The 22,883-nt window shown below is 56.2% G+C and carries 20 protein-coding genes and 1 pseudogene; 13 read left to right on the top strand and 8 right to left on the bottom strand.

The genetic code is table 11. From position 1 onward, the window contains the following. Positions 1-1,473: 1,473 nt before the first annotated feature. Both ACQUTI_RS05015 and ACQUTI_RS05010 read left to right on the top strand, forming a co-directional pair. The gene (locus ACQUTI_RS05015) at positions 1,474-2,355 is read left to right on the top strand and encodes a dihydrodipicolinate synthase family protein (RefSeq protein WP_048295115.1); all 882 of its coding nucleotides are present in this window, start codon (positions 1,474-1,476) and stop codon (positions 2,353-2,355) included. Between the two features lie 98 nt (positions 2,356-2,453). After that, positions 2,454-3,122, top strand: a complete 669-nt coding sequence (locus ACQUTI_RS05010; RefSeq protein ID WP_032456330.1) for a YecA family protein — start codon at positions 2,454-2,456, stop codon at positions 3,120-3,122. Positions 3,123-3,147: 25 nt separating this feature from the next. Here ACQUTI_RS05010 and tyrP read toward each other — a convergent pair whose 3' ends face one another. Beyond that, positions 3,148-4,359, bottom strand: coding sequence for a tyrosine transporter TyrP (tyrP, locus tag ACQUTI_RS05005; protein WP_048324873.1), 1,212 nt, complete (start codon positions 4,357-4,359; stop codon positions 3,148-3,150). Between the two features lie 192 nt (positions 4,360-4,551). Here tyrP and ACQUTI_RS05000 point away from each other — a divergent pair, with 192 nt between their 5' ends. Continuing rightward, positions 4,552-4,791, top strand: coding sequence for a YecH family metal-binding protein (locus ACQUTI_RS05000; RefSeq protein WP_004203452.1), 240 nt, complete (start codon positions 4,552-4,554; stop codon positions 4,789-4,791). A gap of 36 nt (positions 4,792-4,827) precedes the next feature. Here the strand turns inward: ACQUTI_RS05000 and ftnA are convergent, their stop codons facing one another. Both ftnA and ACQUTI_RS04990 read right to left on the bottom strand, forming a co-directional pair. Next, positions 4,828-5,325 (bottom strand): non-heme ferritin, encoded by a 498-nt coding sequence (gene ftnA, locus ACQUTI_RS04995; RefSeq protein ID WP_114508275.1) that lies wholly within the window; start codon positions 5,323-5,325, stop codon positions 4,828-4,830. Between the two features lie 57 nt (positions 5,326-5,382). Beyond that, positions 5,383-5,547, bottom strand: coding sequence for a hypothetical protein (locus tag ACQUTI_RS04990; protein WP_227659786.1), 165 nt, complete (start codon positions 5,545-5,547; stop codon positions 5,383-5,385). 187 nt (positions 5,548-5,734) lie between these two features. Here ACQUTI_RS04990 and ACQUTI_RS04985 point away from each other — a divergent pair, with 187 nt between their 5' ends. Next, positions 5,735-6,373: an RpiB/LacA/LacB family sugar-phosphate isomerase gene (locus ACQUTI_RS04985; RefSeq protein WP_004203450.1), complete on the top strand. Its 639-nt coding sequence runs from the start codon at positions 5,735-5,737 to the stop codon at positions 6,371-6,373. Positions 6,374-6,410: 37 nt separating this feature from the next. Here ACQUTI_RS04985 and ACQUTI_RS04980 read toward each other — a convergent pair whose 3' ends face one another. Further along, a complete protein-coding gene (locus tag ACQUTI_RS04980; RefSeq protein WP_053810180.1) occupies positions 6,411-7,832 on the bottom strand; it encodes an MFS transporter in 1,422 nt (473 codons plus the stop codon). A 147-nt stretch (positions 7,833-7,979) separates the two neighbouring features. On the opposite strand from ACQUTI_RS04980, the gene ACQUTI_RS04975 reads away from it, so the two are divergent. Continuing rightward, a complete protein-coding gene (locus ACQUTI_RS04975; RefSeq protein ID WP_004203448.1) occupies positions 7,980-8,231 on the top strand; it encodes a DUF2766 family protein in 252 nt (83 codons plus the stop codon). A gap of 37 nt (positions 8,232-8,268) precedes the next feature. Here the strand turns inward: ACQUTI_RS04975 and ACQUTI_RS04970 are convergent, their stop codons facing one another. Further along, positions 8,269-9,780, bottom strand: a complete 1,512-nt coding sequence (locus ACQUTI_RS04970) for an MFS transporter (protein WP_004203444.1) — start codon at positions 9,778-9,780, stop codon at positions 8,269-8,271. Positions 9,781-9,845: 65 nt separating this feature from the next. Between ACQUTI_RS04970 and ACQUTI_RS04965 the strand changes: the two are divergent. Then, positions 9,846-9,923, top strand: a pseudogene (locus ACQUTI_RS04965) (succinate dehydrogenase); the annotation flags it as partial. A gap of 160 nt (positions 9,924-10,083) precedes the next feature. Here the strand turns inward: ACQUTI_RS04965 and ACQUTI_RS04960 are convergent. Then, positions 10,084-10,593: a non-heme ferritin-like protein gene (locus ACQUTI_RS04960; RefSeq protein ID WP_032425947.1), complete on the bottom strand. Its 510-nt coding sequence runs from the start codon at positions 10,591-10,593 to the stop codon at positions 10,084-10,086. A gap of 892 nt (positions 10,594-11,485) precedes the next feature. On the opposite strand from ACQUTI_RS04960, the gene ACQUTI_RS04955 reads away from it, so the two are divergent. The 5 genes from ACQUTI_RS04955 (at position 11,486) to otsA (ending at position 17,385) form a co-directional block, all read left to right on the top strand. Further along, positions 11,486-12,466, top strand: coding sequence for an arabinose ABC transporter substrate-binding protein (locus ACQUTI_RS04955; RefSeq protein ID WP_004203441.1), 981 nt, complete (start codon positions 11,486-11,488; stop codon positions 12,464-12,466). 60 nt (positions 12,467-12,526) lie between these two features. Continuing rightward, complete coding sequence (gene araG, locus ACQUTI_RS04950; protein WP_062914118.1) at positions 12,527-14,041, top strand: L-arabinose ABC transporter ATP-binding protein AraG; 1,515 nt, start codon at positions 12,527-12,529, stop codon at positions 14,039-14,041. A gap of 14 nt (positions 14,042-14,055) precedes the next feature. Next, a complete protein-coding gene (gene araH, locus ACQUTI_RS04945; protein ID WP_004203438.1) occupies positions 14,056-15,036 on the top strand; it encodes an L-arabinose ABC transporter permease AraH in 981 nt (326 codons plus the stop codon). A gap of 161 nt (positions 15,037-15,197) precedes the next feature. Next, complete coding sequence (gene otsB, locus ACQUTI_RS04940; RefSeq protein WP_048324860.1) at positions 15,198-15,986, top strand: trehalose-phosphatase; 789 nt, start codon at positions 15,198-15,200, stop codon at positions 15,984-15,986. After that, positions 15,961-17,385, top strand: a complete 1,425-nt coding sequence (gene otsA, locus ACQUTI_RS04935) for an alpha,alpha-trehalose-phosphate synthase (RefSeq protein WP_004203435.1) — start codon at positions 15,961-15,963, stop codon at positions 17,383-17,385. Before otsB ends, otsA begins: the two co-directional genes overlap by 26 nt. A 23-nt stretch (positions 17,386-17,408) precedes the next feature. Here otsA and uspC read toward each other — a convergent pair whose 3' ends face one another. Further along, positions 17,409-17,837, bottom strand: a complete 429-nt coding sequence (gene uspC / locus ACQUTI_RS04930; RefSeq protein ID WP_004203433.1) for a universal stress protein UspC — start codon at positions 17,835-17,837, stop codon at positions 17,409-17,411. Between the two features lie 352 nt (positions 17,838-18,189). Between uspC and ACQUTI_RS04925 the strand changes: the two genes are divergently transcribed. After that, a complete protein-coding gene (locus ACQUTI_RS04925) occupies positions 18,190-19,773 on the top strand; it encodes an MFS transporter (protein ID WP_049116936.1) in 1,584 nt (527 codons plus the stop codon). Positions 19,774-19,777: 4 nt separating this feature from the next. Continuing rightward, positions 19,778-20,917 (top strand): glycoside hydrolase family 88/105 protein, encoded by a 1,140-nt coding sequence (locus ACQUTI_RS04920; protein WP_004203430.1) that lies wholly within the window; start codon positions 19,778-19,780, stop codon positions 20,915-20,917. 60 nt (positions 20,918-20,977) lie between these two features. Here the strand turns inward: ACQUTI_RS04920 and argS are convergent, their stop codons facing one another. Further along, positions 20,978-22,711 (bottom strand): arginine--tRNA ligase, encoded by a 1,734-nt coding sequence (gene argS / locus ACQUTI_RS04915; RefSeq protein ID WP_004203428.1) that lies wholly within the window; start codon positions 22,709-22,711, stop codon positions 20,978-20,980. Positions 22,712-22,883: the final 172 nt, after the last annotated feature.

Genomic DNA, 22,883 nt, shown 5'->3' with positions numbered 1-22,883 from the left:
ATAAAAGCAGAATAATCAAAGCAATAAGCAGTGTCGTGAAACCACCTACGGGTGGTTTTTTTGTTTTTAAATCCCTCTTCATCACGACATGTCATCCTGTTTCTCTTGTCCATCTTGCGCTACACCCGAATTATTGTCACTGGTTAAGCCTGCGCCTGATGATACGGTATGGCGTTCTGACTCCGGGCAAGGAGAGGCTTGAAGTCAAGGTCTGTGGTCAGCACAGACTTCTGGCATAGAAGCTTACCGTAGTGAAGCAGGTCCGGGTCGCGGCGGATAATGGGCTTAACGGGTGGGTGATTATACGTTCGGGACGATCTCGCTCCCCCAGGCCAACAGGGAGGAAGCGAGTGGGAAGAATACGAGACAGCGGACCGGTGTTGGAACCGTCTCTATAGTTCGAGGTTGAAAGAAAGTACTTTCGATATAAATACCATCTCATCCGTAAGCGAAGGGAATTTGCCGGTAAATTTTTCTTCAGACTCTGGAGTAAAACGATATAGCGAATAATTATCCCCGGACGCGATGCTCTCCAGCTGAAGGTGAGGGGGTTTCCGCAGTGAAAAAGCTAACAGATAGAAGTTCGTCGTATGCTGAGCAAGTTCGGCGACTAATGCCGGGGGCACCTTTACAAGATTGATCTCTTCTCTGCAGCAAATGACAAAAAGCTTGCCATCCGCGCTTTTTAATATGTTCCTGAACCTATTTACTGCCCGGACGTAATACGCCTAAACGGTTCGAGGGATCGCGATGGGTGAAAATCGTCCTTCAGGCAATCGATGACCATCGCGGGGCAGGAAAAAATCCAGTCAAAAGGCAGTGTGGTGTTTTCAGATTGAATTTTTTCAGTGTCCGCGATGTTAAACAATGACTTCCTGGCGACACAATGTGCTTTACAGCCAACCGCTCTTGAGTCTCCGTCCCTGATACACAATGTGGCGGGAGACACATATTCTCGAATGCCATTCTGGATGTTGTTAATCCCTTGAACTCGTCACTGTTTATCAGCGATGCGTTAAGAAGTTGCGCTGATTCTGCAAGCGGCTTGTCAGAAGTTGCGTGAGGATCTCCAGGTCGACCCAGTAATATTTTATACGTTGACTTTATTAATCATATTTTTAGATATTTTTCCTGATTGTCATCTGCCATTTTTTATCCATTTGAAGCCGTAGTGGTACCTTATTTAATTGCTGCTTATATATAACAACATCAATCATGCGGTCTTATGGCAAATTGATTTAAGATTGGCAATGCAGCAAAAATAGCGACTGCAGGGAACGGCGTCGTTGAATATCCTCGGCAGAATCGGGTGGTTATCGATGTCTGGGCTGAAAGCGGCAATATCGCGAATGGGATCACCCCGTAGTGGGGAACCACCCCATTGTCACCGGCAATCGCTCATTTGTCCCAGGACAAAACGATCTCTCCCTGCTACTATCGTCCGGACACTTCTCCCTGCCTGCCGGAGGCATCATGTTCACAGGGCTTTGCGCATTTCCGTTAACGCCGCTGCATCAGCAAAATATCGATGAAAAAGCGTTTATTCGTATTCTTGCTCGTCTTACCGATGCCGGAGTCGACTCCCTGGGCATCTTAGGCTCAACCGGCAGCTACGCTTATCTCAGTCGTGAGCAGCGCAAGCGGGTCGTGCAGGTGGCGAAGGCGCATGCCGGGCCGACCCCGATGATGGTCGGCGTCGGCGCCATCGCCACCAGCGAGGTGCTGCGGCTGGTGGAGGATGCTCAGCAGGCCGGGGCGGATGCATTGCTCCTGCCGATGATGTCCTATCAGCCGCTGTTTGCGGAGGAGATCTATGCTTTTTACGAGGAGGTCTGCCGGCATGCCTCGGTGCCGGTTTGCCTGTATGACAATCCCCGTACCACCCATGTGACGTTATCGGATGAGCTGCAGGGGCGCATTGCCGCCTTACCGGCCATCGCCTCGATTAAAATTCCCGGTCTGCCCGCGCCACAGGCCAGCGAACGGGTGGCGGCGCTGCGTCGTCATCTGCCTTGCGGCGTCACGCTTGGCGTGAGCGGTGACGTCCGGGCGACAGCCGGCTTGCAGGCCGGCTGTGAGGTCTGGTACTCGGTCTGCGGCGGACTCTTTCCCCGGATCTCACTGGCGCTGGTAAAAGCCATCCGTCACGGCGACGCGGAACAGGTGGCGGCGCTGAATAAGCAACTGGCGCCCCTCTGGCGGTGCTTTGACCGCTACGGCGGCAGCCTGCGGGTGATCGCCGCCGCTGCGGCCATTCTGGGATTGTGCGACCCTGACTCGCTTCCCCGGCCCTTGCTGCCGTTAGGGGAGGAGGCCTGTCGCGACGTGGCGGCGGCGCTACAAGGGCTGGCCTGATTGTGTCGGGTCAGCGCAGGCGCAATGGGCGCTGCCGGGTGGCTTTCTGCCGGCATTTCGGCTACTGTAGGCCCGATTTTTACCATGCGAGCCTGTGAATGAATACCGGACCCTTAAACGAAAACGAACTGGAATGGCTGGACGAGACGCTGGCGAAATACGCCACCGAGGGCGCTATTCTGGATGTCTCTGAACTGGATGGCCTGCTGACGGCGATCCTCTCGGCGCCCACCGCTATTGAACCCGCCCAGTGGCTGTTGGCGATCTGGGGTGGCGCAGATAACGTGCCACGCTGGGCCAACGACCGCGAGCGCGATCGCTTTGTCAATCTGACGCTGCAGCATATGAGCGATATCGCCGAACGACTTGAGTCTTATCCCGATCAGTTCGAACCGCTGTTCGGCACCCGCGAAGCGGAAGGTCAGGAGCTGACCATCGTTGAAGAGTGGTGTTTTGGCTATCTGCGCGGCGTGGCGCTGAGCGACTGGTCGACGCTGCCCGCTGAACTTCAGCCTGAGCTGGAGGCGATTGCGCTTCACGGTAGCGAAGAACAGTTTTCCGCGCTGGATAATCTGACGGCGGATGAATTTATCGCCAGTATCGAGCGTATCACCCCGGCGGCGCTGGCGCTTTACCAGTACTGGATGGCGAATCCGCAGCCGGAGGTGGTCCCGCAGCCGGTAAGAAATGAGGCGAAAGTCGGACGTAACGATCCCTGTCCGTGCGGCAGCGGTAAAAAGTATAAGCAGTGTTGCTTAGCGAAATGAAAAAGGGGCCGGCTGGCCCCTTCTTTTATCCCACCGCCGGTAACAGCCCGGCGACGATGCAGAACTGGATCGCCACGATGCCGATCCCGCACAGCAGGACCAGCCACAGCGCCGGGGCGCCGCCGGCCACCCGCCAGGCGGCCTGCGGATGCAGTCGGCGACTCTTCATGACCAGCATGGCCGGTAACATCAGGGCCAGCACGGCCAACGCCACCCCGGCGTAGCCCAGGGCCATGACGAAGCCGCGGGGATAGAACAGGGCGAACGCCAGCGGCGGCAGAAAGGTGATCATCCCGCTCTGCAGACGCCCGCTGACGTTGTTTTTGCGCTGAAACATATCGGCCAGATAATCAAACAGCCCGAGCGAGACGCCGAGGAAGGAGGTCGCCAGCGCAAGGTCGGCAAACAGGTGTACTGCCAGCTCCACGTGCGGTGACGCTACCACTTCGCGGATCGCCTCCAGCAGACCGTTCAGACCTGAATGTTGCGCCAGCAGGGCGGTAAAGGCTGGGGCGTCGATACTGCCCAGCGTCGCCAGCTGCCAGAAAATATAGGCCACCAGCGGAATAAAACTGCCGATAATAAACACCCGGCGCAGTTTACGGATATCGCCCCCCAGATAGCTGACGATGCTCGGCACGCTGCCGTGAAAGCCGAAGGAGGTAAAGATCACCGGAATGGCCGACAGCGCCAGGCCTTGCTCAACCGGCAGCGTGAGGAGATTCACCTGATGAATGTGCGGCATCAGCAGGGCCAGCATAATCACCAGGAAGACGATTTTGGCGCTAAACAGGAAGCGATTGAACAGGTCGACCAGCGCGGTGCCAATGCACACCACCGCCCCGCCGAGCAGGGTGAAGATCAGTACGCCTGCGGCCGGCGGCAGCTGCCAGTCCAGCCACTGGTTGAGGCTGGAAGCGAGTAATTCGCCGGCGCCACTGATGTAGGCCGCCGTGAGGGCGTATAACAGAAACAGCATGCACAACCCGGTGATCCACTGTCCGTAACGGCCCAGATAGCGCGCCGCCAGAGAACCGAGCCCCATATCGGCAGGGACATGCTGGTAGACTTCCAGCAGCAAAAGGGCGGTATAGCACATCAATGCCCACAGGGTGAAAAGTAAACCCAGCGTGACGGTAAACCCGACGCCTGCGGCGGCCAATGGCATTGCCAACATTCCTGCACCGATTGTGGTGCCGGCTACGATTAAAATACTGCCCAGAGTGCGGTTCTTCACGCTTTTCGCTATCCCTACAGCAAATCACAATAATTTATGCCGCGCAGAGTAGGGGATATTGCGTCTTTCGTCAAATCAGGGTTACAAGCAGTGTAATCAAAACTTTACGAATTCGAAAGGGCGAAAGCCTGCGCTGGCGCAAGGCGCGGGCCGCCGGTCTGGCCTAAGCTGACGTTTTTTTCCGGAGGGGTTATGTCTTCTATACATGGTCATGAAGTGCTGCAGATGATGCTGGCGTCGGGGGAGTGCTGGACGGCAGCTTCGCTGGAGGCGGCCATTCACCGTCGCTTTGGCGCAGAGGCGCGCTTTCATACCTGTTCGGCGGAAAATCTGAGCGCTGCGGAGCTGGTGGCGTTTTTAGAGCAAAAAGGTAAATTTATTGCCAGAGCGACAGGGTTTACCACCGCAGAAAATAAGATTTGCCAGCATTAAAAATGCCGCGACGGAGAAGCGTCGCGGCGCGAGCAATTAATTCTGCGTATCGAGAGTGGCCAGCTCTTTGTCGATAAAGTACAGACCTTCACCGCTTTTCCCGGCGAGGGTCAGTTTGTCAATTACCGATTTAAATAATTTCTCTTCTTCATGCTGTTCGGCGACATACCACTGCAGGAAATTAAAGGTCGGGTAATCCTGACTGGTCATAGCCGCGTGCGCCAGTTCATTAATTTTTTGCGTGATCAGCTGCTCGTGCTCATAGGTCTGGCGGAACAGTTCATCCAGTGACGCATACTCGGCAAACGGGGAGACGATGGCGTTGATGCGCGGCAGGCTGCCGGTGTCGGTCAGGTAGTCGAACAGGCGCTGCATATGGGTCATCTCTTCCTGGGCATGGCGACGCAGGAAGGCCGCAGCCCCTTCAAAACTATGGTAACTGCACCAGGCGCTCATCTGCTGATAAAGAAGAGAAGAATAAAGTTCAAGATTCATCTGTTCATTCAGTTTGTCGATCATTTCCGTTTTCAGCATCGTCGCGCTCCTGGAATTAAAAAATAGATGTTATCGGCTGCCACTATAATTTGTTATTTAATTATTTGCAAAAAGTAAATTTAAAAAGGATTTATTTAAAATGCTAATGGGAATAACACGCATTGGCAATTTAATAATAAATGAGAATGGTTTTAATTTATTATTAGTTTTTTCCGGAGGCGAAACGACGCCCTCTGCGGGTTGCCTGGTGGGGAGCGCCATGCGGAGTGGTCCTGATGAGGGGCGACACGGTAACCTGAGCGGCAGAGGCGGTGAAAGTGTGAAGCGCTGCGTAATTTTTAAAACAACTTTTCATAAAATTTGAAAGTTTGTTTTCCAGGTAGTAGAGTGCAGTCAACGCCAATGACATTCTGCGGGCAGGCCCGCACAGCATTCAGGAGAGTAAACCATGAAGATTGCACTGATGATGGAGAACAGCCAGGCGAACAAAAACGCCATCATCCTCAAGGAGCTTAACGCGGTTGCCGACGAAAAAGGATTTCCGGTCTTTAACGTCGGTATGAGCGATGAGAACGATCATCATCTGACCTATATTCACCTCGGGATCATGGCCAGCATCCTGCTGAATTCGAAGGCGGTTGACTTCGTGGTCACCGGCTGCGGTACCGGCCAGGGAGCGCTGATGTCGCTGAACATCCATCCTGGCGTGGTCTGCGGCTACTGTATCGACCCGGCGGACGCGTTCCTGTTTGCCCAGATCAACAACGGTAACGCGCTGTCGCTGCCGTTTGCCAAAGGTTTCGGGTGGGGCGCCGAGCTGAATGTGCGCTTTATCTTTGAAAAAGCCTTTACCGGTCGTAACGGGGAAGGCTACCCGCCGGAGCGCAAAGAACCGCAGGTGCGTAATGCCGGGATCCTCAACCAGGTCAAAGCGGCGGTAGTCAAAGAAAATTATCTCGACACCCTGCGCGCCATCGATCCGGAGCTGGTGAAAACTGCGGTCTCTGGCCCTCGCTTCCAGCAATGCTTCTTCGAAAACTGCCAGGATAAAGCGATCGAAGCGTTCGTCCGTCAGATCGTCGGGTAATCGTTATCAGGGCCAGCGCCGCTGGCCCTTCCATCATTCAGGTTTTCTTCGCCGACACGCTGCTGCCTGCCGTTTTAGCCAGATGCAGGCTGTCGATCATCCCCACCAGACAGATCACCGCGATAAACACAAACGCCAGGCGAAAGCTGATCCCCGGCACGGCGGAAAGGTGCAGCCAGTCGCCGACCTGTTCCCCCAGGCGAATGCCGATCGCCCCAAGCGTGATCCCCAGCCCCACCGCCAGCTGCGACGCGGTACTGAACAGGGTATTGGCATCGCTCATCTGCGCGGCGGGGACATCGGCAAAGGCCAGCGTGCTCACGCCCGTGAACTGAACAGAGCGAAACACCCCGCCGAGATAAAGGATCAGCATGATCGCCCAGACCGGGGTTTGCGGCGTGAGCAGCGCGCATGCCAGCAGCGAACAGACGTTCAGCGCGCCGTTGACCAACAGCAGGCGACGAAAGCCCAGCCAGCGGATCAGCGGCGTGGTGGCGGGTTTAATGGTTAAATTGCCGACAAATACCGCCAGCACCAGCAGGCCGGAGTGAAAGGGATCCATACCGAACCCCACCTGGAACAGCAGGGGGAGCAGAAAGGGCACCGCGCTGATGGAGGCCCGGAACAGCGAGCCGCCGTACATCGTCACCCGGAACGTCGGCACCTGCAGGGCGTCGAGACGAACCATAGGCGCCGCCGCCCGGCGGAAATGACGAATGGAATATAACAGACAGCCGAAGCCCAGCGCCGCGAGGGCCAGCGTGGGCCAGATCTCCGGCTGGCGAGCGCCGAGCCGTTCCATCGCGGTGACCAGGCTAACCATCGCCACCGCGGTCGTGATAAATCCTGTCATATCGAAGGCGCGCCGCTCCGTTTCGCGGATATCAGGAATGATGCGCAGCGACAGGATAATCGCCGCAACGCCCAGCGGGACATTGATAAAGAAGATCCAGTGCCAGCTGGCGTAGCGGGTAATAAAGCCTCCCAAAGGCGGGCCGATAATGGGGGCCACCAGCGCAGGCCAGGTGAGGGTGGCGATGGCCTTGATCAGCAGGTGTTTCGGCGTGGTGCGCAGTACCGCCAGACGGCCGACGGGGACCATCAGCGCGCCGCCGATCCCCTGCAGGATACGCATGGCGACAAAGGTATGCACGTCGCTGGAGAGGCCGCAAAAGATCGAGGCAAGGGTAAAAATGGCCAGAGCGAGGGTGAAGATAGCCCGGGCGCCGAAGCGATCGGCGATCCAGCCGCTGGCCGGGATCAGCACCGCGAGGGTTATCAGATAGGCGCTGATGCCGATATTAAGCTCGACGGCGGTGACGCCAAAATCTCTCGCCATGTCGGGCAGGGCAGTAGCGATCACCGTCCCGTCGAGAAACTCCATAAAAAAGGCGCCAGCCACCAGCAGCGCCGGGGCTGAAAAGGCACGTTCGTTACCGGAAGAGATCGCGGTGTTCATGTTGTCGCTGCCATCAAGAGGATCCTCGGCAAAGCGGCAGCAGAGGCGCCGCCAGCCACTCGGGTGGTGAAAAAAACCTGCCGCGGCAGGTTTTATTATCGTTATCGATTTAGGGTACTATTACGCTCCTGAAAAAAGGAGTAATTAATGTCTCAACATCTTACCGAACACGACGAGCTGGTTTCCGATGTGGTTGCCTGCCAGCTGGTTATCAAGCAGATCCTCGACGTGATTGACGTCATCGCGCCGGTGGAAGTGCGTGAAAAAATGACCAGTCAGCTGAAAGCCATCGACTTCGCCAGTCACCCGGCTTCTGCCGACCCGGTGACGCTTCGCGCGGTGCAAAAAGCGATTGCCCTGATTGAGCTGAAGTTTACCCCGCAGGAAGAAACGCATTAATAACCGGCCCCGCGGATTCCCGCCGGGGCCTTTTTCTTTAATGAGAAACCACGGTCTGCACTGGCGCAGGCTCAGCGGTTTTAAACAATTTGCTGTTGCCCCAGCACTCTTCGTAGCGATGGCCAACCAGATCCTCAACGATTGCCCGCACCTCCGGCGCAATATCACTGATTTTACCGCCAGCTTTAATCCGCGCGACTTCCTGCAGAACCACCAGATGGGCTTTACGGTCCAGTTTCATCTGCTTACTGAAGACGATGGCGGCCAGGGCTAAGGCGACGACACCGACGCAGAATACCACCGCGATGGCGGTCACGGCGCTTTCCGGTTGGCTGTGCGCTTTTGACTGGAAACCGTAAAAGCTCAGGATGGCCCCCATCGAAAACACCACAATCGAGCGCAGAATTTTCCCTGAGAAGGTCATGGCGCCGGCATAGATGCCTTCCCGGCGGCGTCCGGTGTAGATTTCGTCGACATCGGCGAGGAAGGTGTAAACGGTCCAGGGAATATAGTAAACCCCGCCGGTCCCCAGGCCGAACAGCACGGTAATACCGAACATCAGCACTGTCGCCAGGCCTGACGGCAGATGGAAGAACCACAGCGAGGTATACAGCAGGACTGCGAAAATCACGATCCCCAGCGCGAGGATATAGGGTTTGCTAAAGCCCTTTTTCACACACAGGCCGATAAACAGCGCGGTGGAGATCAGCTGCAGAATCGAGTTCAGGCTGTTCAGCCCGGCCACCATTGCCGGATCGTGCTGCAGAACGAATATCACGAAATAGGTGAAGATGGAGGCAAACAGCCATTCCGCGCCAAACCCGCACAGGTACATACCGAGATGTTTGCGGAACACGCGCAGATAAAAGGTGGAACGCATGTCTTTCGCCAGCGACAGCAGGGTGCTCAGCAGCCCCTTTTTCGCGCTGGTATCCACGGCTTCCGCACGCTCGCGCTCCCAGCTGCACAGCCACAGGCAGGTAATCGCGACGATCAGGATCGCGCCATAGGTCAGCCCGGTGAGGAAGAAAGGGGTGGCGGAATCTTTGCCGTACAGCAGAATGAACTGTCCGGGAATAAACGCGGCGAGGAAGTTGGCCAGCTTGCCGAAGATGGCTTTATAGCCGGTGAGCTTTGAGCGTAGCGAGAAATCATCGGTCATCTCTGTCGCCAGCGTCTCATAGGGCACCATGATGGAGGTATAGATGATCTCAAACACCACATAGGTACACAGGTAGTACCAGAAACTCAGGCCCTCTACCCATAGCAGCGGGTAGAACAGCATCAGAGGAATGCCGATCAGCAAAAAGAAGCGCCGACGGCCAAAGCGCTTGCCTAACCGCGTTTTGCCAAAATTATCCGTCAGATAGCCCATCAGCGGGTTGCTGATGGCGTCGATGATGCTGGCGACGGAGAAGATAAATGAGGCCTCGATCAGCGTCAGGCCGCAAAAGGTCGTATAAAAATAGAGTAGCCATGCTCCGCTTATCGCCAGTGCGCCACTCCCTAACAGGTTACCGCCGCCGTAGGCTAACTGATGGCGTAACAAGATCGGTCTTCCCTGCAGCCCTTCAGAGGCTGAAGCCGTGTATCTAGCCATAAAAAATAAACCTCGTGTTTTATATTTTTGAAACAGTGTTTTTATATTTCTTTATGACTCAACAAAAAGTGACCGCGCTCACTAATCCCCCCTAAGGGGTAACGGTGACGAGGGAATGGGATCGAGTTAAAACTTTTTTATTCGTTTGAGGAATAAATAGCAGGGGAGAATAGCAAGAACGGATTAATAAACAGGGCGGGGCAGCGCGAACGCGCTCCCCCTGACCGGGCGAGAAAGGCCCGGCGCGTCTGATTAGTGGGGGTTCTGTGACGCTCCGACGAGGGTCATCAGACGGCGATCGGTCTGTTCCATACCTATCCCGGCTTTGTCGGCATTGCGAATTTCCTCGAGCACGCTTTGCAGCAGCAGCCCATCCTGCTGCTGCTCTTCCGCCAGGCGGGTCAGAAAACGCCAGGTGTTGTCATCGCTCTGCGCTTTGGCTTCCTCGGCGAGACCGCTCAGCATACTGCTCCGCTGGCGGTAATCGACCAGGGTTTGGGTAAAGAGATCTTCCAGCGAGGTACATTCGGGATTACAGGCGCGGTCGGGATTGACTATCGGCCAGCTGCCGGCTTTTTTCAGATAGTCAAATACGCGCATGGTGAGGGTGATGCTGCATTGCGCGCGGTTGCGCAGAAATGTCGCGGCGCCGTCGAAGCGATGCCGGGCACACCACTCGCTTAAGTTCAGGTAAACGTTAGAGGCGTGGAACTCAAGGTTCATCTGGGTGTTTAGCTTTTGTGCCATTCCTGGAACTGCCATAAAAATATCCTTATTAACCGGGAAGGGGTTACTGGTGCGCGTCAACGGTTCCTGGAGCAAACAACAGGATAAAAGAGTGACGCGCTGCACTGTTGCAGAATAATAAAACTCTACACATTCCGTATGAGTCGGGTAATTTTTCCACTTGCCGACAATTTAAGAATACTCGCTGAATGTGATTAAGAAAACTCTCAAGATGGATAATTTACGTTTTGTTACACCATTATTCCTGCATGACGACATGCAGTGGGATTGCGGCTCAGGCTGGGGCGTGGGTGCGGTGTGTCAGGTATAAGTTATAGATATTTGACTACGAGATTCATCGTATAACTCAAAGCTATAAGTTATTTCAGAGGGCAATGTTTCGTTGTGATGATAATTATTTTTATTTTTTGTTGCAGGCTTTTCTATGCAGCGGGAATATCTTTTATCAATTCGGAATAAATTACGCAAAAGATCCGTTTTATCGCGATATAAAACGGCCGACGCTGGACTGGCGGCGCGCGTCTGTTGCACAACAGCGCCGGCGGGCAGTCGACCGCCGCTGCGATCCCCTTAGCCGCTGGTTATAACAGTGCCGTAACCCTCTGTTAAACACCCACTGACATCACAAGGATAAGCCTGCTGGTGGTATAGATGATCCTGCTATTCACTGGTTAAATTGTATGACAATTATGTCTTTTTTTATGTCTTTTTTTGCTAAATCTATGTACGCAATTACTGTAATTCCGCGATGTGATAATGCTCTCGTATGGAGAAATAATTTCCGGGTATTACTACTCTAACAACGGCAGTAGGGGATGCGATTTTTCTAATGCCTTGTTTTGATGCTGATAAAAAAGTTAATTCCGATTTTTCCCTACATGAAAGCGAATTAAAGCTGGAGTTTACCATGCACAAATTTACTAAAGCGCTGGCGGCCATTGGTCTCGCAGCGGTTATGTCACAATCAGCTATGGCGGAAAACCTTAAATTAGGTTTTCTGGTGAAACAGCCGGAAGAGCCATGGTTCCAGACCGAGTGGAAATTTGCTGATAAAGCAGGAAAAGATTTAGGCTTTGACGTCATTAAAATAGCGGTACCGGATGGTGAGAAAACCCTGAACGCCATCGATAGCCTGGCGGCCAGCGGCGCGAAGGGCTTTGTCATCTGTACCCCCGATCCTAAGCTCGGCTCGGCGATAGTCGCTAAAGCACGCGGCTATGACATGAAGGTGATTACCGTCGATGACCAGTTCGTCAACGCCAAAGGTAAACCGATGGAGAGCGTGCCGCTGGTGATGATGGCGGCCAGCGAAATTGGCGCCCGCCAGGGACAGGAGCTGTATAAAGAAATGCAGAAACGCGGCTGGGATGTCAAAGACACTGCGGTGATGGCCATCACCGCCGATGAGCTGGACACCGCCCGTCGTCGCACCACCGGCTCCATCGATGCCCTGAAGGCGGCCGGCTTCCCGGAAGCGCAAATCTACCGCGTTCCGACAAAATCTAACGATATCCCGGGGGCGTTTGACGCCGGTAACTCAATGCTGGTCCAGCACCCGCAGGTGAAACACTGGCTGATCGTTGGGATGAACGATAACACTGTGCTTGGCGGCGTGCGTGCCACAGAAGGGCAGGGCTTTAAAGCGCCGGATGTGATTGGTATTGGCATCAACGGCGTGGATGCCGTCAACGAACTGTCGAAGGCGCAGCCGACCGGCTTCTATGGCTCCCTGCTGCCAAGCCCGGACATCCATGGCTATAAAACCAGTGAAATGCTCTACAACTGGGTCACCAAGGGCGTTGAGCCGCCGAAGTTCACTGCGGTGACCGATGTGGTGCTGATTACCCGCGATAACTTCAAAGAAGAGCTGGCGAAAAAAGGGCTGTAACAGCCCGGTTGAACTGGCCCCCGCCGCGGCGGGGGCTGAGTGCAGAAGAGCGGAGTCGTTATGCAACAGTCTACCCCTTATCTCTCATTTCGCGGCATCACCATGACGTTCCCTGGCGTAAAGGCCTTGTCCGATATCAGTTTTGACTGCTACCCAGGACAGATCCACGCGCTGATGGGCGAAAATGGCGCAGGCAAATCGACGCTGTTGAAAATTCTCAGCGGTAACTACACCCCCACCGCTGGCCACCTGCAGATCGGCGGCCAGCAGATGGCGTTCACTAATACGATGGCGGCGCTCAACGCCGGCGTGGCGATTATCTATCAGGAGCTGCATCTGATCCCGGAGATGACCGTCGCCGAAAATATCTATCTTGGCCAGCTGCCGCACAAAGGCGGCATCGTCAACCGCTCGCTGCTCAACTATGAGGCCCGTCTGCAGCTGGAGCATCTGGGGCTGGATATCGACCCGGAGACGCCGCTGAAGTATCTCTCTATAGGCCAGTGGCAGATGGTGGAGATTGCCAAAGCGCTGGCGCGTAATGCCAAGATTATCGCCTTCGATGAACCGACCAGCTCGCTCTCCGCCCGGGAGATCGACAATCTGTTTCGCGTTATCCGCGAGCTACGGGAGGAGGGGCGGGTCATCATCTATGTCTCACACCGGATGGAAGAAATTTTTGCCCTCAGCGATGCCATCACCGTCTTTAAGGATGGTCGCTACGTCTGCACCTTTGACGATATGTCGAGCGTCAGCCACGACGCGCTGGTCCAGGCGATGGTCGGGCGCAATCTGGGTGATATTTACGGCTGGAAACCTCGTCCCTATGGCGAAGAGCGGCTGCGTCTGGAGGAGGTCAAAGCCCCGGGCGTGCGCACGCCGGTCAGCCTCTCGGTGCGCAGTGGCGAAATCGTCGGCCTGTTCGGGCTGGTGGGCGCCGGGCGCAGCGAACTGATGAAAGGTCTGTTCGGCGGGACGCGGATCACCGGCGGTCAGGTGTATATCGATGGCCAGCCCGTCAACATCCGCAAACCGGCCCAGGCCATCCAGGCCGGGATGATGCTGTGTCCGGAAGATCGTAAAGCGGAGGGGATTATTCCGGTTCACTCCGTGCGCGACAATATCAATATCAGCGCCCGGCGCAAGCATATCCACGCCGGCTGCCTGATCAACAACGCCTGGGAGGCGGACAACGCCGATCAGCATATCCAGTCGCTGAACATTAAAACGCCGGGCCCGGAACAGCTGATCATGAACCTGTCTGGCGGCAACCAGCAGAAAGCGATCCTTGGCCGCTGGCTGTCGGAAGAGATGAAGGTGATCCTGCTCGATGAGCCCACCCGCGGCATCGATGTCGGCGCCAAACATGAAATTTACAACGTGATATATGGCCTCGCCGCCGCCGGTGTCGCCGTGGTATTTGCCTCCAGCGACCTGCCGGAAGTGCTGGGCGTCGCCGACCGCATCGTGGTGATGCGTGAAGGGCAAGTCGCCGGCGAACTGCTGCATGAAGAAGCCAATGAACAGCAGGCGTTAAGCCTTGCGATGCCAAAAGTGAGTCAGGCTGTCGCCTGAGTAAGGAGTAAATGATGTCATCAGTGACTACGTCCGGCGCTACCCGCTCTGCCTTTAGCTTCGCCCGTATCTGGGATCAGTTTGGCATGCTGGTGGTGTTTGCGGTGCTGTTTATCGGCTGCGTAATTTTTGTGCCTAACTTTGCCTCATTCGTCAACATGAAGGGGTTGGGGCTGGCGATCTCGATGTCCGGGATGGTGGCCTGCGGCATGCTCTTCTGCCTGGCCTCCGGCGATTTCGACCTGTCGGTGGCGTCGGTTATCGCCTGTGCCGGGGTCACTACCGCGGTGGTGATTAACCTGAGCGAAAGTCTGTGGCTCGGGATTGCCGCCGGTCTGCTGCTGGGGGCGGTCAGTGGCCTGGTCAACGGCTTTGTCATTGCCCGTCTGAAGATAAACGCCCTGATCACCACGCTGGCCACTATGCAGATTGTCCGCGGCCTGGCCTACATTATCTCCGACGGTAAAGCGGTGGGGATCGAAGATGAGCGCTTCTTCACCCTCGGTTACGCCAACTGGTTTGGTCTGCCGGCGCCGATCTGGCTGACGGTCGCCTGCCTGGTGGTTTTCGGATTATTACTAAACAAAACCACCTTTGGCCGTAATACGCTGGCTATAGGCGGCAATGAAGAGGCGGCGCGTCTGGCCGGCGTTCCGGTGGTGCGCACCAAGATTATTATCTTTGTGCTCTCCGGTCTGGTGTCGGCCGCGGCGGGGATTATCCTGGCGTCGCGAATGACCAGCGGCCAGCCGATGACTTCGATTGGCTATGAGCTGATTGTTATTTCGGCCTGTGTGCTGGGCGGGGTGTCGCTGAAGGGCGGGATCGGCAAGATCTCCTACGTGGTGGCCGGGATCCTGATCCTCGGGACCGTGGAGAATGCGATGAACCTGCTTAACATCTCGCCGTTCTCGCAATACGTCGTGCGCGGGGTCATCCTGCTGGCGGCGGTGATCTTTGACCGCTACAAACAAAAAGCCAAACGTGCCGCCTGATTTCAGGCATAACTTTTAAGTCTACAGAGTAATTGCCGCCAGCGCCCGTTTCGCTGGCGGTATCTATCAAAAATGGCGAGGTTGGTCACACTGTCTATACTTACATGGCTAACATATAATTAACAACCAGCTTCGGCTGGCCATGATAAGGAGGAAACAGGGTGGATAACCAGATATCTGTACCGCCTGCGCTAACCGGAAACTACGCTTTTTTCTTTGACCTCGACGGTACTCTTGCCGATATCCAGCCGCACCCCGATCAGGTGGTGATACCCGACAACACGCTGCAGGCGCTCAACGCGCTGGCCCGGCAGCAGGGCGGGGCGGTGGCATTGATTTCAGGGCGCTCAATGGCTGAACTTGACGCGCTGACCCATCCCTGGCGGCTACCGCTGGCCGGCGTTCACGGGGCCGAGCGCCGTGATATCAATGGTAAAACCTTTATTGTCTCTCTGCCGTCGGCCCTGCGGGATGAAATCGCGGCTGAGCTGAGCTCGGCGCTGCAGGCGCTCCCCGGGTGCGAGCTGGAGAGTAAAGAGATGGCCTTCGCGCTGCACTACCGTCAGGCCCCGCAGCAGCAGACCGCGGTGCTGGAGCTGGCGCAGCGCATTGTTCAGCGCTACCCGCTGCTGGCGCTGCAGCTTGGCAAGTGCGTGGTGGAGATTAAACCCCGCGGTGTCAACAAAGGGGAGGCGATCACTGCCTTCATGCAGGAAGCGCCGTTTGCCGGTCGCGAACCGGTTTTTGTCGGCGATGATTTGACCGACGAGGCGGGATTCAGCGTGGTGAATCAACTGCAGGGAATGTCGATAAAAGTTGGCGCCGGGGAAACTCAGGCGCACTGGCGGTTGGCGGATGCCGCCGCCGTAAGGACGTGGTTGCAACATCTGGCGTATGACGCGCAAACCGAAAGGAGGGATGACCATGAGTCGTTTAGTCGTAGTCTCTAACCGTATCGCCTTACCGGACGATAAAAAATCGAGCGCTGGCGGTCTGGCCGTCGGCATCCTGGGGGCACTGAAAGCGGCAGGGGGTCTGTGGTTTGGCTGGAGCGGCGAAATTGGCGATGACCAGCAGCCGCTGAAGCAGGTCTCCCGCGGAAATATTTCATGGGCATCGTTCAACCTTAACGAACGTGACCATGATGAATACTACAACCAGTTCTCTAACGCCGTGCTGTGGCCGGCCTTCCACTATCGTCTTGATCTGGTCAGCTTCCAGCGCGAAGCCTGGGAGGGATATCAGCGAGTTAACGCCATGCTGGCGGACAAGCTTCTACCGCTGATCGAGCCAGATGATACGTTGTGGATCCATGATTACCATCTGCTGCCCTTCGCCAGCGAACTGCGCAAGCGCGGGGTCAACAACCGCATCGGCTTCTTCTTGCATATTCCTTTCCCGACGCCGGAGATTTTTAACGCGCTACCGCCGCACGCTGAGCTGCTGGAGCAACTGTGCGACTACGATCTGTTGGGCTTCCAGACTGAAAGCGACAGAACCGCTTTTCTCGACAGCATAGCCATGCAGACCCGACTCTCCGACCTCGGAGACAAACGCTATCAGGCGTGGGGTAAAGCGTTTAGCACCGAGGTTTATCCGATAGGGATCGATCCGGACGAGATTACGCGCAATGCCAAAGGTCCGCTGCCGCCGAAGCTGGTCCAGCTGAAAAACGAGCTCAAAAACGTGAAGAATATCTTCTCGGTGGAGCGCCTTGACTACTCGAAAGGGTTGCCGGAGCGGTTCCTCGCCTATGAGACGCTGCTCGAAAAGTATCCTCAGCATCACGGTAAGATCCGTTATACCCAGATCGCGCCGACGTCCCGCGGCGATGTGCAGGCCTATCAGGATATCCGCCACCAGCTGGAAACCGCAGCCGGACGCATCAATGGCCAGTTCGGCCAGCTTGGCTGGACTCCGCTTTACTATCTGAACCAGCATTTTGATCGTAAGCTGCTGATGAAGGTCTTCCGCTACTCTGACGTTGGGCTGGTGACGCCGCTGCGCGATGGCATGAACCTGGTGGCGAAGGAATACGTGGCGGCGCAAGATCCGGATAACCCTGGCGTACTGGTCCTGTCGCAGTTTGCCGGCGCGGCGCAGGAGCTGAACAGCGCCCTGATCGTCAATCCCTACGATCGCGACGAGGTTGCCGCCGCGCTGGATCGCGCCCTAAGCATGCCGCTGGCGGAACGTATTGCCCGTCATTCCGCGATGCTGGATGTGATCAGAGAAAATGATATTCATAACTGGCAGGCGCGCTTTGTCGACGATCTGCAGCATATTTCGCCGCGCAGCGAGGAGAGCCGCCTGCGGGGGAAGATAGCCACGTTCCCTAAACTGGCCTAGTTCAGGAAAAGGGCTAACCGGCGTTAGCCCTTTTCAAGGGAAACCAGCAGGACATCGACGCCGCAGCTGCCGACGATATTTTTCGCCGAGCAGGTGGCGCGCGAAAAAAGGGAATGATTATGATTGCCGCAGATCACCAGATCGACCTGGTGTGACCGGCAGAAGTCCTTAATATGATGGCCCAGTTCGCCGCAGGCGATGGTCATTTTTTCTATCGGGTAGTCCGCGTGACGCGCCAACTCGTTGAGAAAATCACGCGTCTCTTCCTGCATCACCTCGCGCAGATTTTCCATCATCGGCGCGGCGAACTGGTTATACAGCTCCGGATCCGTGGCGAGGGTGATAAAGCTCACTTTCGCGTTCACGGGGCGGGCAATTGACACCGCTTTTTTAATTAATACCTGACTCTCCGGCGTTGGCGCGACGGCAACCAGCAGATGTGAATAAGGCATCTGGCCTCCTTGAGATACGCGGAATAACCCTTTCTTTCCTTCTTTACTCCTGTTTACCCGGCTACGCAAGGGCCGCTCCCGTGATTTGCGACGCTCTTCGCCAGTCCGCGTTTTCCCGACAAGATCACATAAATGAACCTAATTTTTTATTTAAAAGAAATGCTGTTTTATAAATGAGTGAAGTTGAGACATCGTCTCTTTGTCATTTTGCCATCGGCGGTTCTTCCGTGGCAAAAACACAAAGGTAACGTCGTTTCACTGCTTTTAGTGTAGCCAGGTACCCACTCCCTTCCGGTGGCAAATCCGGAAAGATTGTCGGCGTTCTCTTAAAAAAAGACACAGGATCACGGCGATGAAAACACGAAAGATTGGACTGGCTAACTACCTGGCCTACGGCGCGGGCGATTTCCTCGGCGCCGGCACCACGGCGCTAACCGCCGCATGGCTGCTCTACTTTTACACCACCTTCTGCGGACTCTCCCCGATAGAAGCCACGCTTATATTCGCTTCCGCCCGCGTACTGGATGCGGTGGTGAGCCCGCTGATGGGCTTTCTCACCGATAACTTCGGCACCACCTGGCTCGGCAAGCGCTTCGGCCGCAGAAAATTCTTTATTCTGCTCGGCATCCCCTGCGTATTCAGCTACTCGGCGATGTGGGTCGGCGAGATGGGATTCTGGTACTACCTGGTCACCTATCTGCTGTTTGATATGGTCTACACCATGATTCTGGTGCCCTACGAGACGCTGGTGCCGGAGATGACCGATGACTTTAAACAGAAAACCAAATTCTCCGGCGCGCGCATCTCAATGGCGCAAATGTCGGCGATTTTAGCCTCCTTTCTGCCGGGGATCCTCCTTACCTGGCTCGGCAAAGACAATGCCAGCTCGTTCTTTTATGCCAGTCTGGTGTTCTCGGTCCTGTGCGCGGTGATGCTGACCTTCGTCTGGTGTTTCACCTGGGAGCGGCCGCGTGAGGCCTGGTCAGAGGCGGCGCTGCGGGCGGAAGCGGAAAAACAGAACCTCACTCTCGCCCAGAGCCTCAATCGCCTGGTGATTGAGCTGAGCTCTACGCTGCGGATAAAAATTTTCCGCCAGCACCTCGGCATGTATCTGGGGGGCTATATCGCCCAGGACGTCTTCAATGCCGTGTTTACCTATTACGTGGTCTTTGTTCTGATGCAGGAAGCTTCTGTCGCCTCGAATCTGCTGGGGACGATGGCGATTTTCCAGTTTATTGCCGTGATCGCCATGATCCCGCTGTGCATTCGCTTTGGCCCCGCGCCGTCGTACCGCATGGTGGTGGTCCTCTTTGGCCTGAGTTCGCTCTCCTATGCGCTGCTCTATTACGCCGGACTGAGCGACGCCTATTCATTATTGTTGCTCATCTCTGCTGTCGCCGGACTGGGACGCGGCGGGATTAACTACGTGCCGTGGAATACCTACACCTATATTGCCGACGTCGATGAAGCGATCACCGGCCAGCGCCGGGAGGGGATTTTTGCCGGCATCATGACCCTGACCCGCAAAGCCTCGCAGGCGGGGGCGGTGATGCTGGTGGGCATCATTATGCAACTGTCGGGGTTTGTCTCCGGGCAAAAAATACAGCCTGAAGGGGTCAGCCATACCATTCTGCTGATCCTCAGCGTCGGTACATTGGTGGTGTTAGCCTGCGGTTTCCTCGTTTCACTGCGCTTCAAACTCAATCTGCATACCCACAGCGTCCTGCGCAGCGAAACCCTCAGAATGCGCGAAAGCGGTCACGCCCGGCCGGAGCTGACCAGTGCGGAACACCGCGCGGTGGTCGAGATGCTGGCGGGGATGCCCTACGACTGCCTGTGGGGGAATAACAATATTGGCTATCTGAATCGTCATAAACCTGCTGCCCCGGCGCTCACCCAGGGCGGCGCTTTGAATTCGACATATACCCGAGGTTAACAACATGAAAGTTTGGCCGGTCAAACATAGCCCATTACTCTGTCAGCCTGAGCGTTTTATCGCCCGCAGCGAACTGCAGGCGCTGATCCGCAACGTGACGCAAAACCTGGTGAATATTAAGGATGAGAGCGGGCAATTTTTACTGCGCCTGGATGACGGGCGCGTTATTGATACCAAAGGCTGGGCCGGCTGGGAGTGGACCCACGGCGTCGGACTGTACGGCATCTATCAGTATTATCAGCAAACCGGCGATATCGAGATGCGCGATATCATCGACCGCTGGTTTGCCGATCGCTTCGCCGAGGGGGCCACGACCAAAAACGTCAATACCATGGCGCCGTTTCTGACCCTGGCTTATCGCTTTGAAGAGACCGGGTGTAAGGCGTATCTGCCGTGGCTGGAGAGCTGGGCGGAGTGGGCGATGTATGAGATGCCGCGTACCGAGCAGGGCGGTATGCAGCACATCACCCTGGCGGAAGAGAACCACCAGCAAATGTGGGATGACACGCTGATGATGACCGTGTTGCCGTTAGCCAAAATAGGCAAGCTGCTTCACCGTCCGCATTATGTGGAGGAGGCGACCTATCAGTTCCTGCTTCATGTGCAAAACCTGATGGACCGGGAAACCGGACTGTGGTTTCACGGCTGGAGCTATGACGGTCGGCATAACTTTGCCCGGGCGCGCTGGGCACGGGGCAACAGCTGGCTCACCATGGTGATCCCGGATTTTCTTGAGTTAGTGGATCTTCCAGAAGGGAATGCGGTACGGCGCTATCTGACCGAGGTGCTGAACGCGCAAATTGCCGCTTTAGCGAAATGCCAGGATGACAGCGGCCTGTGGCATACCCTGCTGGACGACCCGCACTCTTATCCTGAGGCTTCGGCGACCGCCGGCTTTGCCTACGGCATACTTAAAGCGGTGCGCAAGCGATATGTCGGGCAGCACTATGCCGGGGTGGCAGAAAAAGCGATTCGCGGAATTGTGCAGAATATATCGCCGCAGGGGGAGCTGCTGCAGACTTCCTTTGGCACCGGAATGGGGTCAGACCTCGATTTCTATCGCCAGATCCCACTCACCTCGATGCCCTACGGCCAGGCGATGGCGATCCTCTGTCTGACCGAGTATCTGCGCAAGTATTTTTGAGCAAGAGAGCCCGCTGGCGCGGCGCCTGAAAAAACTAACCCGGCTTTCGCCGGGTTGGTTTTACATACGCTCGACGGTTTCGATACCGAGGGTATCAAGACCCAGCTTGAGGGTTTTCGCCGTCAGCAGCGCCAGCTTCAGGCGGCTGTTGCGGGTCGCTTCGCTCTCTGCGCTGAGGATCGGGCAGTGCTCGTAGAAACCGGAGAACAGGCCCGCCAGATCGTAGAGGTAGGCGCACATCACGTGCGGCGTCCCTTCGCGAGCGACCACGGAGAGGGTCTCTTCAAACTGCAGCAGACGCGCGGCCAGCTGGGCTTCGCGATCTTCCGCAATTACCACCGGCGCGTCGGTGAGGGCGTTTTCATCAATGCCGGCTTTGCGGAACACGGAGAGCACGCGGGTATAGGCATACTGCATATACGGCGCGGTGTTGCCTTCGAACGCCAGCATATTATCCCAGTCGAAAACGTAGTCGGTGGTGCGGTTTTTCGACAGGTCGGCATATTTCACCGCGCCGATACCCACCACTTTCGCCAGATTTTCCAGCTCATCAGCGGACATCTCCGGGTTCTTCTCGGCCACCAGGCGACGCGCGCGCTCCAGCGCTTCGTCCAGCAGATCCGCCAGCTTCACGGTGCCGCCGGCGCGGGTTTTAAACGGCTTACCATCTTTACCCAGCATCATGCCGAACATATGGTGCTCCAGCGGCACGGAGTCCGGCACATAGCCTGCCTTGCGCACGATGGTCCACGCCTGCATCAGGTGCTGGTGCTGACGGGAGTCGATGTAGTAGAGCACGCGGTCGGCGTGCAGCGTTTCATAGCGATACTTCGCACAGGCGATATCGGTGGTGGTATAGAGGTAGCCGCCATCCTTTTTCTGGATGATGACGCCCATCGGTTCGCCTTCCTTGTTTTTATACTCATCAAGGAACACCACGGTGGCGCCTTCGCTCTCAACGGCCAGACCTTTGGCTTTCAGATCGGCGACGATTCCCGGCAGCATCGGGTTGTACAGGCTTTCGCCCATCACGTCATCGCGGGTCAGCGTCACATTCAGGCGATCGTAGGTGATCTGGTTCTGCGACATGGTGATGTCGACCAGCTTACGCCACATCTGCAGGAAGTACTCATCGCCGCCCTGCAGCTTAACCACGTAGCTGCGCGCACGCTCGGCGAAGGCTTCGTCTTCGTCGTAGTGTTTTTTCGCTTCGCGATAGAAACCTTCGAGGTCGGCCAGGGCCATCTCACCGGCGTTTTCCTGCTGCTGTTTTTCCAGATACGCGATCAGCATGCCGAACTGGGTGCCCCAGTCGCCGACGTGGTTGGCGCGGATCACCTTATGGCCAAGAAACTCCAGGGTACGGACCGAGGCATCGCCGATGATGGTCGAACGCAGATGGCCGACGTGCATCTCTTTCGCCACGTTCGGCGCCGAGTAGTCGACGACGATGGTCTGTACCTGCGGCGTGGCGACGCCCAGGCGTTCGGACTGCAGCGCGCGGTTGACGTTGTCCGCCAGGAACGCGGGGTCAAGGAAAATATTGATAAAGCCCGGCCCGGCGATTTCAACCTTGCTGGCAATGCCGTTGAGGTCAAGATGAGACAGTACCTGCTCTGCAAGTTGTCGCGGCGCCATGCCCAGTTTTTTGGCGACAGCCATCACGCCGTTGGCCTGATAGTCACCGAACTGAACTTTTGCTGACTGGCGGACCTGAGGTTCGCAATCGGCAGGCGCGCCTGCCGCGATCAGGGCCTGGCTGACTTTTTCTGAGAGAAGAGCCTGAATATTCACCGGAATACCTTACGTGTAATGCGCCAGCCCCCGAGGGAGGCGGCGCCGGAATGTGGACAAATTAGGGCGGGAGTATACTGCATTTGTCCCCGTCCGTCAGCATCGCGCGCGGCCCGGCGGCGTGGGCAATCCATCGCCGGTCAGTCACGCATCGGCAGGGTGGCGGTTGGTC

Source organism: Klebsiella sp. 7-CIP_Kleb., assembly GCF_050378655.1.
GTDB lineage: Bacteria > Pseudomonadota > Gammaproteobacteria > Enterobacterales > Enterobacteriaceae > Klebsiella > Klebsiella quasipneumoniae.
Note: the sequence above shows the minus strand (reverse complement) of the source record. Positions and strands in the feature narration are given on the sequence as shown.